The sequence below is a fragment of the Paenibacillus sp. cl6col genome (genome assembly GCF_900102125.1).
GTDB lineage: Bacteria > Bacillota > Bacilli > Paenibacillales > Paenibacillaceae > Paenibacillus_B > Paenibacillus_B suaedae.
On sequence record NZ_FNAZ01000006.1, the window covers coordinates 257,797 to 270,424 of the forward strand.

Consider the following 12,628-nt stretch of genomic DNA (forward strand, 5'->3'; position numbering starts at 1 on the left):
TCAACCTCCAATCAAGTATATAAAGCCTGTTCTTGCAACACAATCACACGAATGACCTAGTTAGCTGTCTAAATGGTAAAGGACGCCCATCTAGGGCGCCCTTGTCCTGCAACTCGTTTACAACTTGTTTTGGCTAATTATACTTTCCTGCCTGCCCATACATCCTTCACATATCTCCCGTCGGATCCAAGCTGCTCCAGCCATCTGTCTGCTTTCGTCTCGCTAACACCATGAACGTCTTGATACATTTGCTTAAGTGTTGCCTCCACATCTGGTGACATAGCGCTCCCGTCTCCGCACACATAGAACTGTCCCCCTTGATCAAGGAGACCGATCACTTCTTGCTGACGCTGCTTGATCAGGTGCTGGACATAGGTTTTTGATTGACCCTCGATACGAGAGAATGCGGTGTGTACCGTAACAATCCCCTCTTGTTGATAATGCTCCAGTTCTTCTTCATAGATGTGATCCGTCGCATCTCGACAGCCGAAATAAAGATATGCGCTGCCGAGCGGAATCCCTTGCTCCTTCATGGCTTGCCGAGCTTGAAGAAATCCACGGAATGGCGCAATTCCTACCCCCGGGCCTACCATAATAATAGGTGTGCTTGGATCCTCTGGCAGCCGGAAATTGGACTGCGGTGGCTGAATAAACATCCTGATGGATTCGCCTGGTTGTCTGTCGGCAAGATAGTTAGAAGCAACTCCACGATATTCATGGCGTCCATCCCAAGCCGGACTCTGTACGACCCCTACCGTAAGACTAATCTGATTCGGCTGTACACGAGGAGAGCTGGATATCGAATAGTATCGTATTTTTAGTGGCGGGAGCAGCTCTAGAAAGCGCTCGAATGTCATTGAGCAAGCTTCATATTTCTCAAGTAAATCTAACATTGATATTCGCTTCTCTAGGATATTCCGCCTATAGTCTTCTGCCTCAAGCAATGCTTCTAATTCAATTCGATGCGGAGGACATACCGTCAATGCGGCAAGCTCGCGAATTTGCGCTCGGCTGGCAGGCTCCTGAAGTTCGACGCTCCGGCTTAGAAGATCATGTATCAACACAGGTCGATGTAACGGCAAATGGGAAAAACGGTTCTCTATTGTTCGCAACACCACGTGATCGCTTCCATTTAAGTCAAATCTGCTTATTACCCGTTCGACTAGATTATCCGAATTGATAGGGAACACACCTAAATGATCCCCTTCAAGATAAGACACTCCTTCAGGTAGTTCAATCTCGATATGACGTGTACTACGCCCGTTTCCTCCCCTTTGCAGCTCGTGATTGTCTATGACCGTTGCACAATGGACATGGTATGATTCGGCAAACGGTGATTCAACCGATATGTTTACAACCTCTACAGTTAACGAAGAAGCTGTCGATTCCTCTGTTCCATCAATTCCATCAAATTCTAATTCCAGTGAACGCATAACTGCTGGCCACAGCATAGCGCGCCACTCCTCCACTTCGGTTTCGAAGTCACCGCTGGCATCGCCATGGCCGACATGCAGCAGTCGAGTTGCTCCTTTAGCCGCGAGTTGTTCATCCATGAACATGGGAATGCTCTGATAGGTACTAGGCCAGTTATGATCGCCGCAACCGAAGACGCAATAGCGAATTCCTGTCAATGCTTCCGGCCCCACTTCCTTCAGCCACTTCATGAAGCGTCGTGCATTGCTGGGCGGTTGACCGTTATATGATGCTGTTATGATATAGGTGATGCCTTCCTTGGGAAGACCATCTGCATAATCGTTAAGGGGTGCGACTTTACTTAGGAAGCCTAGTTCACGTCCTTTCTCTGCCAGTTCGCGGGCAACGCCCTCTGCTGTGCCGAAATTAGAGCCGTATAATACGAGGAGCGGCGTATTGTGAAGGGATCGTTGAGGCTCTCGGCTTAAGGCGACTCCTTCATTAGACGGGTCACGATTTTCAATGTGAATGGCTGCGGCTCCGATTTTAGTGCGTCGCGGACGGACTTGCATGGTAAACCCTTCGGGCTTGATGGTCAGCGACTCCATAAGCTTCAATTGATAATTGGTGTGATCGATGAGTTCGAAATGTTTCAAGATTAAACCAAGCATTAGTGTCGCCTCTTGAAGAGCAAATTGCTGACCGATACAAGCGCGTTGACCGATTCCGAAAGGCTTATAAGCATCATGAGGGATTTGGCTTGGATCCTCGAATCGCTCTGGACGAAATTCGTTCGCATCAGATCCCCATACTGCAGCATCTCGGTGCAATTGAGGAAGCAGCAGGAGCAAGCGATCTCCCTTCTTCATCTCATATCGATCCGCGAGCAGCGTATCTTGCTTCACATGCAAGTTGAACGCGGGTGCTGTTGGCCATAATCGCAGCGATTCATCGAGAATCATGCGGATGTATTTCAAATTCTTGATCTGTGTGTAGGTGGGAACGGGATCTTTCAGTACACGATCTACTTCCTCATAGCCTTTTTGCAGCTTATCGCGATTGTTCAGCAGAAAATACAGGGCGAAGGACAATAATCCGCTTGTTGTCTCATGTCCGGCTACTAAGAACGTAATAATTTGATACCGAATGTTGGCGTCGTCCAGAGCTTCACCTGTGTCTGGATCCTTGCCTTGCAGCATGTAGGCTAACAAGTCATCTGCCTCTTCGTGTCCGTGCGCTTTGCGTTCAGCGATCATTTTATCGACTAAGGAGAACATGACATCAATGTCCTGCTGGAATTGCCGCCGGGTTTTGACCATAAGCTTATCCTGAATGCCAAGCCGCTGCGCTTGATTCAAGGATTCATCCAATGCCCGAACCATACTTGTTACAAATGGGTGGGGCTGATCACGGTAGAAGCTGTTAAAGCGGTAATTGAAGCCGCATAGCCCGATCGTATCCATCGCCAGTCTTGTCATATCCTCCGGCACCTCGATATGATCATCGGGATTTAGGCGCCACCACTTCTGGATTAACTGCATGGCGAGATCCAGCATCTTGTCAAAATAGCCCCGCATTGCTGTTCGGCTGAAGCTCGGGAGCAAAATATTATGGGCCTTCTTCCAATTGGGCTCCTCCGTCTCAGAAGTAAATAAACCATCCCCTGCAAATGCTCGCACATTGTTTAATACGGTTTTATCTACGATTTTGCCGAAGCGAGCAGTGTCGCTAAATTCCTTGGCCAACTCGTACCCGGAGACGACATGAAGCGTTCCAAATGGCAGCTTCATGCGGTAGATTTCACCGTATTCATCAGCAAGATTCATGAAAGATAAGATGGGGGTATTCGGATTCAGTTGAGGAATGTTGCCAAGAGGGCCGTAGGTTTTGGGTTGTGGAATCGCAATAGACATATGATATTGCCTCCTCTATATGGAATACAGATTCGTTCGTAAGAGGTAGCTCATGGATGTCAGTGTTACATTGCAGCAATAAACGATTGAAGTCAACAGTAGACAGGTAGGAATGAATATTCATTCCGTGTTGCAGAAGGGAACACAATCGAGTTAATGAACTCGGATTGCATTCCAGCAGCATTCCTCCACTCCTACAAGGAGTTCGTGCGTTTCATCGAGCACTTCTGCCCGGATTGTTTCGAACAATTTGACAAGCGCCCCGTAGAAGATAGAGATTAACGCATTTGGCGGCAATGGAGAGATAACGTTCTGCTGCTGGCCGTTGAATAAGAAGTGGCGAATAAAATCCATGCCTATTTCAAATGTTTTGAGGCTTTTCTCGTCCAATAATCGAGGATTCAAGTGAGAGTCAATGAACGAGAAGGCTTCCCTGTTCTCTTTCGCGAAATGAATGGTCTGAACAAAAATGTGATGAAATTGTTCGCGGACGGTTGCAGAATCAGGAAAGCCTTGTTTAACGGCACGGAAGAACTGCTCGGTGCATTCTTGAAACAAAGAATTCAGCAGCTCCTCCTTGTTCTCAAAGTAACGATAGATGGTGCCTGTGCCAACCTTGGCTCGTTCAGCGATCATCGGTACGGTAGTCGCGTCGAAACCGCGGTCAGTAAATAAATGCAATGCTGCGAGTAAAATATCGTCTCTTTTGTTCGTGGTCACTAGCTATCACCCTTTTCGCAGAATGAACGTTCATTCCCTTACATAATATCCCATCAAAAAGGGCGGTTCAAGATCAAATTGTGGCGGATCGATGTCTAGCGATCACTTGAATCACATGAGCTAATCCGGTATGGCCCTTTCCTTCCACTCGGTTCTGTTCCCCATAATAGAAGTGCAGAACCTCAAGCTCCTTGCACCAAGCTAGCATCCCAGCTGGGTCATATAGCATATCAATATCCGGGGGGCCGCCTGTTCCATAACGCAGCTGCTCCTTCGAATATACTTCAAGCATAATGATGCCCCCTGGCTTCACGGCCTGCTTCAGCTTATTCACAATTAAGCCTTGCTCACGTTGGTGAAAGTGGCCGAAAACCATAATTGCAGCATCGTATTCTTGTTGAGCGATATGATCCGTAAGGAGATTTGCCTGCTTGGTATGCACTCGAACATTGTATTTATGAGCCAACTTCTCCGTTTTGTTGAGACCGTTCTCGGAGTAATCAATCGCTGTCACTTGATGTCCAGCACGAGCTAAATAGATGGCATTTCTGCCCTCCCCCTCCGCAAAAGCAATGATAGTTCGGCAATTCTCAAGATGATGAGCTTGTTCTCGGATAAATGCATTTGGCTCTTCTCCGTAGTAATATTCTGCTGAACCGTAACGCTCATTCCATGGAATGTTCATGTGTTACCCCTCCAATAAAGGTTTGAATGACTACCAAAGTGATTTCGTCCTATCTAGTGCTCCCCCTGTTCGAATTCCTCCTCGGTCAATTCTCGATTAATTTGCATTGCGATTCGACTGCCGTCTGCTGCAGCGAATACAACTTGGGAGGGAGAAAAGGAAGCCGCATCCCCTGCTGCGTAAACACCCGCTATCGTAGTTCGCCCTGAATCATCTGTTTTAATCCCTCCAGTCGCGGTCAATTCACAGCCCAACTGTGCAGCAAATGGTGCACTTTGTTCAAACTTGGGAGTGACGAAGCCACCTGATCTTGCAAGCTCTGTTCCATCTGCAAATCGGAGATGTTGTAGTTTGTCATTATGTCCGATAAAAGCGGCTATCGGTTGTTCCATGACCTTCACCCCTTTGGATTGAAGCTGCATCTTCTGCTCGTGTGTAAGGGTTGAGTGCCCGTTCGTACATAGGGCCAAATCCTTGCTCCATTGATAGAGCAATTTGACGGTGTGAAATCCAGCAGCATGCTCAGACACGACCACAAGTGGTTGATCGCGCAATTCCCAGCCGTCGCAGTATACGCAGTTGAACAAGCTTTTTCCGTATAGCGGAGTGAATCCTTCAATTTCCGGGAATATCTCCTTGACCCCTGTCGCAAGTATCAATTTCTTCGCTTGAATGCGCTGACCCATTGTGTCGTGTACGATAAAGACACCATCCACGTTAACAACTGTCGTAACTTCAACATGCATCAGACGGATGGATGGATAGCGGCCTAGTTCTTCGTGCGCGATGCGCCGGAATTCTGGAATCGTTACCCCGTCCCTCGTAATAAAACCATGGGATGCATGTGTCACCGCATTTCTAGGGCGATTGTGGTCGAACAATACGATGCTTCTTCTTGCTCTTCCGAGTACAAGAGCAGCGTTCAATCCTGCAGGTCCTCCCCCAATGATGGCGCAATCGTAAATCATGATACTCATCTCCTCACTAAATAGGATATTACAGACTGATAATATCTATGATAACATATTCTTCTCCGATTTATGAAGCAGATAATACTCGCGTTATGGCGGTGAGGTTGTATCATCGAAAATATACAGAAAGAACCCTCCTGACTTGGAGAGTTCTTCTTAATAAGTGATAACTGTGCCCATCATGCTGATTGCTGCATTATTGTGTATTTCTTTATTACTAAGCGAACACTTTCTCAAGCTCGCTGCACCACTTCGTCCAGCCATACTTAGCACCTGCAAGTGCTTGTTCATTGGAGATTCCGGTTTGTTCGAGATGAAGGTTAACGCTTCCGTTCCCTAAGTCTTGCAGTGTCCAAGTGATCGTGTGCTTCTCCCCGCTTTCCCATGTATAGGACAGCTTGTTGGGTTCGTCTACAATCAGTACTTCTCCATCAATAATTCCATTCCACCATTCGTTCGGCTGCGTGCGGAACTGAAAATGGTGTCCAACGACGGCTTTAAAATCATTTTCCATTGCTTCACCAGTGTGGATGTTGTGAACCCACTTGGCAAGCTTGCTGGAATCGGTTAATGCGGACCACAACTTCTCAATTGTAGTCTTGTATTGAAAATCCAGTGTTAATGTTACACTCATTCTTCTTCCTCCTCTAATAAATGTTGCAAGCGCAACATATTCAAACCCCAGAACTTGCTGTAGAAAGCCACCCAGTCTTGGACTTCTCTCAGTGGTGCGGCATTCAGCCTAAATCGTGTCTCTCGGCCGACTTTGCGGTCATATACCAGTCCGGCTTCTTTAAGAATTGTCAAATGCTTGGATACCGCTGTACGCCCCATTTGAAATTGTGCCGTTAATTCATGAAGCGGTATCTCCTCTTTCTCTGCTAACAAACGAATGAGTCTCCGCCTAGTTGGATCTGCAATCGCGTCAAACACATCCCGCAACTGATTATTCTCACCCACAACAACCTCTCCAATATCTTACATTCTGTAGTAGAAATCTGTTGGTGATATGAGGGATCAGCTATGACTACTTCTATCACCTCCTTAGAGTTTACGGCTATTTTGACACAGTGTCCATGAGGCGATGTTCAGTGCTGCATAAGAAAGCGGGAGGATCGCATAAAAACCGTAATCACCATAATCATTAGCAAACGCATGAGAGAGATCTGCACCAGTCATGACAAAGAATATTTCAGGTGAAACATAATCAGGTTCGCAAATTTCGCTATGACTGTCTTCAAAAGAGACACCTTTTGGTGTCGGTTTTATTATAAGACACCAAAAGGTGTCCTGTCAACGGTTGATTTTCATGCGCCCGATCCAACCCCTATTGTTTGTATTGGCATGCATATAAATAAAAAAAACCGCGCAATGCGCGGATCTACATGAAGGTATGTTCTTGTCCACCTACGATTATCGTCAAATAATCTAATCTTTTAATCCCTTTCCATCAAGAATTTGCTGTGTATATTTCTCTACCCTTGATGTTCGCGTTTTGGATTGTTTGGGTTCTGAGAAATAATACAGGTATTGTCGTTGACGCCCTGGCGTTAACGCCTCAAATGCTTCTTTCAAGGCAGGGTTTTCATCGAGTTTAACTTGAAATTCTTCGGGAACTGTGTACTCTGCCGTTTGCTTAAAGTTCACTTCCAACCCCGCTTTTTCAACGTCAATGGCCTCCTTAATATAGGCCTTCAAGATATCTTCCATCTCAACGATTTCTTGAACATTGGTGAACCGAATCTGACGGGCTGCTTGTACATTCTCCGTCTGTTGGATGAGAATTCCGCTTGGATCTTTTAACAGGGCCCCTTTATGAAACAGAAGTGCACAGTACTCTTTAAACCCATGTATTAAAACGATGTTTTTGTTCTCATAGGTGTAGCATGGGTGCATCCACTTATAATCTTCGGTCAGCTCGCAGTCAAGAACGATATGTCTAAGCTTCTCATATTCTTCTTTCCACGTTTTCGCTTTCCGTAAAAATTCATCGACCTTCGGATTCAATTGACGATTTGACATCAAGACACACACCTCTTCACTTTTCGTTCAGCGGACAGTTCAAATCCCATGAGATTTATTCTATCCCCCTGCATGAACACTTCATATTAATTTGTAGTTTGGAACATTCGACATTTCGAGATACACATATTAACAACAACATTAGGTACTAGACGAAATGATCTCCATTTCAGTAGATTACGAATGCGATTTTTTATGGAGTTGTTGAGCGATATCGACTAATTTCTTATTCTTCAGATGATTCTCCATCTTCTCTTCTGCTTCCTTCATCACGGCTTGAATCAGGCATTCTTCGCCGTGGACGAAGTTACATTCGAATAACGAGGTCGAGCCTTCGATAGCATGGATAATATCCAGAAATGTGATATCGTCTCGATGACGAGTCAGGCGATATCCCCCATTGGCTCCCGAGATCGATTCAATCATGCCGGCTTTCACAAGTCTCGTTAATATTTTGGACAAGTACGTTGGGGACACGCCCTGGGATTCTGCTAACTGTTGTACGCCAACTGGCTTAACGGTAGAAGCCTCAATCAGCATGAGCATAGTATGGAGCGCATAATTCGTTGCTTTTGTAAATTTCATGGACAACCCTTCTTAATCATAGATTTATGATATCGATAATATCCGCGAATGGCTAGCATGTCAATTAGACTGCAAGGCATCGAACGATTCGAATTATACCCTAGAAGCGCTGATATTTCCTTTCTTCGTCATACGATGTTTGTATTCCCTAGTCTGTATGTATGATTTCAATCAGATACTGATTAAACACGGATTCCCAAGGAAATGAATAGACAAAGACAATCTATATAGGAGGTTCGCTACTATGCACAATGATTCATCGTCCATTCAAGATCTCCCCCAATTTCCTGAATCCTATTGGCGGGACTCCGCAACGATTCCCTCCTTCCCGAAACTTGCTAAACATACGGAAGCAGAAGTTGTAGTAGTTGGAGGCGGAATTTCCGGCATAACAACGGCCTACCTCTTGGCACGGGAAGGACTCCGCGTCGTGCTTGTTGAAGCAGGTCAGCTGCTGAATGGCACGACTGGTCATACGACGGCCAAAATAACAGCGCAGCATGACCTTATTTACGACGAGTTCATTCAGCATTTCGGTCAAGAACAGGCAAAGCTGTACTATCAAGCGAATATCGAGGCAAAGCAATTTATTAAGCATATGGTTCATGAACATAAGATCCCATGTGATTATGAGGAACGGGACGCTTATATTTATACAAATTCGGATGAGTACCTGCCGAAGCTTCAAACGGAGTTCGCTGCCTATGAGAAGCTCGGGATTGACGGTGAATTGGTCACTCAAATCGATCTGCCTGTGCCGATCAAGGCGGCCCTCGTAATGCGGAATCAAGCCCAATTTCACCCGGTTAAGTATTTGGACAAGTTAGTTCAGCTGTTTGTGGAATTAGGCGGGCAGATCTATGAACATACCACTGTAGAAACCATCGATAAGGGTACGCTGCCGACCGTAATTACGCAAGATGGCTTCAAGTTAACCTGCAAGCATGCCGTTTCATGCTCCCACTTTCCTTGTTATGACGGGATGGGATTTTATTTTGCAAGAATGCATGCTGAACGCTCCTATGTTGTGGGCATCCCCAATAAAAATGTTCAATTGTCAGGCATGTATATTAGCGCAGAGAACCCAAAACGCTCGATCCGTACAGCGGCATTGGATTCCGGTGAAAGACTGATACTTATTGGTGGTGAAGGTCATAAGACCGGACAGGGCATTTGCACCATTAAGCACTATGAAGCACTGCAAGCATACGCGAATGATGTATTTGGGGCAGCAGAAATATCGTATCGATGGTCGGCTCAGGATTTAGTTACTTTGGATAAAATGCCGTATATCGGACAAATATCTTCTTCAGTACCGAATGTTTACGTTGCAACCGGATACCGGAAATGGGGCATGACCAATGGCACGGCTGCTGCGCTCCTGTTGAGGGATATGATTATGGGCAGAGAGAATGCCTATCAGGAACTATATACACCGTCGCGCTTTCATATCGATCCTGATGTGAAAACATTTTTCGCTCAGAACGCGGATGTAGCCAAGCATCTCATTAGCGGCAAATTGGAGCGTGTTCACAACAAACCTGAGAATCTAACGAATGATGAAGGCGCTGTTGTATCGATTGACGGTAGAAGAGCTGGAGCTTATCGAGATGATCAGGGCATGCTTCATATCGTTGATACCACTTGTACACACATGGGTTGTGAGCTGGAATGGAATCACGGCGAACGAAGCTGGGATTGTCCTTGCCATGGGTCAAGGTTCTCCTATGAAGGCGATGTATTAGAGGGCCCGGCAGCCAAACCATTGACCAAAATACAGGAATCCTGAATCTTGATGATTCAGGACTCCTGTCATGGATTTATATAATACTTGTTATGCACGACTATGTCTGAGGTCGTCGTTATTTGGATATGAAGGTCTGCTTCAATTCGTGTAGTCGTTGATCATCCATATATCACCGTTCTCGTTAAACTCTATCGCAAATATACGCTCTCCATCTTTGACAAATTGAGCACTGCCGGGAGCCTTTGGATTTCTCTGCATTTCATATTCATGTAGATTATATCCGAGCAATTCAGCAACAAGAGGGAAAGCAGCTGTTTGTAATTGCTCATCCGTGATTTCAAGCTTTTTCTGCTTTTGGCTCGCGCTTGTTTTAGGATTGCTCGAATAGGTAGATAATGAAGAATCATAAATTTGACGAATCTTATAGGTTTTCGGATCGAAGCTGACACCGCCGTCAGAACCATAAGACAAATACACGGTATTGTAGCTGTCAGAGAAAAGTTTGGATGCAGCGGTGAGCTGATCAGCTTTTTTGCCGCGCAGTACAGCAAGCATGTATTGACCTTTTTTATTTTCATCATCCGAAATTTGGTCAGGACCTACATCATAGGACGTAGTGATTGTGTCATTCGAAAATCGCACTTCAACTCGATGATCGTTCTGATTATCTATCAATTTCGTTTGAACCGTATATTCATTCGTGTTTGGATCATTGAAAATGGTACGACTGATTTTAAAATATGGATTCCCTTTGTATCCACTGTCTTGCAGCGCTTGCGCAGCCTTCTTCAACAATTCAGAGCCGGCTGCTTCTGGCGTCAGATCCAACCCTAGTTGTACTCTCGATAGCTTGCCGGTGTCTGCGTTTACCCATATGTAACGCTGACCGGGTCCGTCATTTGGAGAGCTTTTGAATGCAAGGAACAAATCCTTCGTGTCTTCTGTGGGCACGATCTCTTGGAGCGGAAGCGGCTTGCCCAACTGCTGCATGACATCACTAACCGTTTGCTTAACCGTAGTGCGGATTTTTTCATTAACCTGATTAAATAATGGTTCATTTGCATACAGCTCAAGGATTTCGGATTTCTTCGGCCCTGGTTTATCCGCTGCCGCGTTCGTTAGGGCAATGCAGGCAAAAATGGAAATGATCGCGATCCCGAGAATGGTCCATTTATACGAACCTCGTTTGAACAAAGCAATCATGTTGATTCTCCTTTTAATGAGGGATTTGTCGGTTGAGAAGCTTGTCGCACTGACAGAACGAAAGCCGCTTGTCATATTCGCTTCCACCAGCTTGACAATGGTGTATCCGTATTGCTTGACCTCATCTTCTTCCAAACAAGAAATGACGCGATCGTCACAAGACAGCTCCTGGTCTTCCCTCATTTTCCTGGATGCGTACCATAGAATCGGATTGAACCAATTCAGGATAAGCAGGATGGAGAATAACCAGTTTGTCACAATATCCTTGCGTATGTAATGAACAAATTCATGAAGCAAAATATGTCTTAGTTCTTCATTGCGAAACTGCGCAAAATACTTGCCAGGCAGCAATATCTTCGGTTGTAATACCCCATACAGTGTAGGACTGCTCACTCCTTTCGATATCAGCAGCGGCAGCGATCTCTTTATCTTCAAATCCTCGCGACATTGCTGAAGTACGCGCAAGCTATCTTCATCGGATACAACATAGGCTTCCTTCACCATCCTTCGCGACAATTTGCGGTTCGATACAAGCACATAGGCTGTGATTGCCAGTACGCCAAGTAACCAGCTAAGTGACAATGCGGAATGAATGAATGCAGGACTAACGTTATTCGTGACATCTGACCGCTCAGCACCAGACATGCTATTGTCCAGAATACGGCTGGATTCGTTTATTCCTGATGCATGTTCCACCGATAATCTGCTCATATCATCATCCATTGACGAGATAGGAAGCGTAATTGGTTTATCTGCAATTGAAAATAGATTATATAAGCTGAACGAGCTTTCAGGTACCCAAGGCAGCAGCATCCTGGCAAGCAGAACGAACCAGAGCATGTACTGCCATTTGATCGGGAGACGATCCTTCAATGCGGCCCTCACAAGCAAGATAAGGACAACAATGATTGATGCCATTAAGGAAGTCTTTGTAACCCAATCAAAAATTATAGTTAACCATGTTAATATGTTATTCATCTCTACGCTGCCCCTCGTCGAGTATTTTCTTCAGCTCCTCTACTTCTTCTGTGGATAGCTTCTCTTGCTTCAGGAAATTAACAAACATCGGCTTCAAGGAGCCTCCATATAGACGCTGCAAGAAGGAATTACTCTCTGCCCTGACGCACTCTTCTTCACTGACTACAGGATAATATAGATAGGTTTTTCCTTCCTGTTCATAGCCGAGTGCATTTTTGTTGAGCAATCGATTAATTAACGATTTAATCGTAGCTGGCTTCCAGTCGCTATTCTCACTTAGCTTCTCGATTACATCGTTCGCTGACAGCTTATGGTTTGTCCCCCAGAATACCTTCATGACTTCCCATTCAGCATCCGAGATTCGCGGAATATCTGGCATATTTTCAACCTT

The 12,628-nt window shown here is 45.5% G+C and carries 11 protein-coding genes and 1 pseudogene; 1 reads left to right on the forward strand and 11 read right to left on the reverse strand.

Annotated features, from left to right (window positions below; all coding sequences use genetic code 11):
• Positions 1 to 137: 137 nt before the first annotated feature.
• From BLS15_RS17370 to BLS15_RS17405, 9 genes and pseudogenes are all read right to left on the reverse strand, one after another.
• Complete coding sequence (locus BLS15_RS17370; RefSeq protein ID WP_090512948.1) at positions 138 to 3,326, reverse strand: bifunctional cytochrome P450/NADPH--P450 reductase; 3,189 nt, start codon at positions 3,324 to 3,326, stop codon at positions 138 to 140.
• A 153-nt stretch (positions 3,327 to 3,479) separates the two neighbouring features.
• Positions 3,480 to 4,046, reverse strand: a complete 567-nt coding sequence (locus BLS15_RS17375; protein ID WP_021255959.1) for a TetR/AcrR family transcriptional regulator — start codon at positions 4,044 to 4,046, stop codon at positions 3,480 to 3,482.
• A 73-nt stretch (positions 4,047 to 4,119) separates the two neighbouring features.
• On the reverse strand, positions 4,120 to 4,731 hold the full coding sequence (locus BLS15_RS17380; RefSeq protein ID WP_021255960.1) for a class I SAM-dependent methyltransferase: 612 nt from the start codon (positions 4,729 to 4,731) through the stop codon (positions 4,120 to 4,122).
• A gap of 53 nt (positions 4,732 to 4,784) precedes the next feature.
• Complete coding sequence (locus BLS15_RS17385; RefSeq protein WP_090512953.1) at positions 4,785 to 5,699, reverse strand: NAD(P)/FAD-dependent oxidoreductase; 915 nt, start codon at positions 5,697 to 5,699, stop codon at positions 4,785 to 4,787.
• Positions 5,700 to 5,919: 220 nt separating this feature from the next.
• On the reverse strand, positions 5,920 to 6,336 hold the full coding sequence (locus BLS15_RS17390; RefSeq protein ID WP_021255962.1) for an SRPBCC family protein: 417 nt from the start codon (positions 6,334 to 6,336) through the stop codon (positions 5,920 to 5,922).
• Positions 6,333 to 6,662, reverse strand: coding sequence for an ArsR/SmtB family transcription factor (locus BLS15_RS17395; protein ID WP_021255963.1), 330 nt, complete (start codon positions 6,660 to 6,662; stop codon positions 6,333 to 6,335). The genes BLS15_RS17390 and BLS15_RS17395 overlap by 4 nt, the downstream gene beginning before the upstream one ends.
• An 84-nt stretch (positions 6,663 to 6,746) precedes the next feature.
• Positions 6,747 to 6,893 (reverse strand): annotated as a pseudogene (locus tag BLS15_RS29585) (DoxX family protein); the annotation flags it as partial.
• A 237-nt stretch (positions 6,894 to 7,130) separates the two neighbouring features.
• Complete coding sequence (locus BLS15_RS17400; protein ID WP_028532763.1) at positions 7,131 to 7,724, reverse strand: YdeI/OmpD-associated family protein; 594 nt, start codon at positions 7,722 to 7,724, stop codon at positions 7,131 to 7,133.
• Positions 7,725 to 7,901: 177 nt separating this feature from the next.
• The gene (locus BLS15_RS17405; protein ID WP_028532762.1) at positions 7,902 to 8,309 is read right to left on the reverse strand and encodes an RrF2 family transcriptional regulator; all 408 of its coding nucleotides are present in this window, start codon (positions 8,307 to 8,309) and stop codon (positions 7,902 to 7,904) included.
• 244 nt (positions 8,310 to 8,553) lie between these two features.
• Here BLS15_RS17405 and BLS15_RS17410 point away from each other — a divergent pair, with 244 nt between their 5' ends.
• Positions 8,554 to 10,098 (forward strand): FAD-dependent oxidoreductase, encoded by a 1,545-nt coding sequence (locus tag BLS15_RS17410; protein ID WP_090512958.1) that lies wholly within the window; start codon positions 8,554 to 8,556, stop codon positions 10,096 to 10,098.
• A 96-nt stretch (positions 10,099 to 10,194) separates the two neighbouring features.
• On the opposite strand, the gene BLS15_RS17415 is transcribed toward BLS15_RS17410, so the two are convergent.
• Entirely contained in the window at positions 10,195 to 12,237 is a 2,043-nt protein-coding gene (locus BLS15_RS17415) for a M56 family metallopeptidase (RefSeq protein ID WP_090512963.1), read from the reverse strand.
• The gene (locus BLS15_RS17420) at positions 12,230 to 12,616 is read right to left on the reverse strand and encodes a BlaI/MecI/CopY family transcriptional regulator (protein ID WP_021255968.1); all 387 of its coding nucleotides are present in this window, start codon (positions 12,614 to 12,616) and stop codon (positions 12,230 to 12,232) included. Before BLS15_RS17420 ends, BLS15_RS17415 begins: the two co-directional genes overlap by 8 nt.
• Between the last annotated feature and the right edge of the window lie 12 nt (positions 12,617 to 12,628).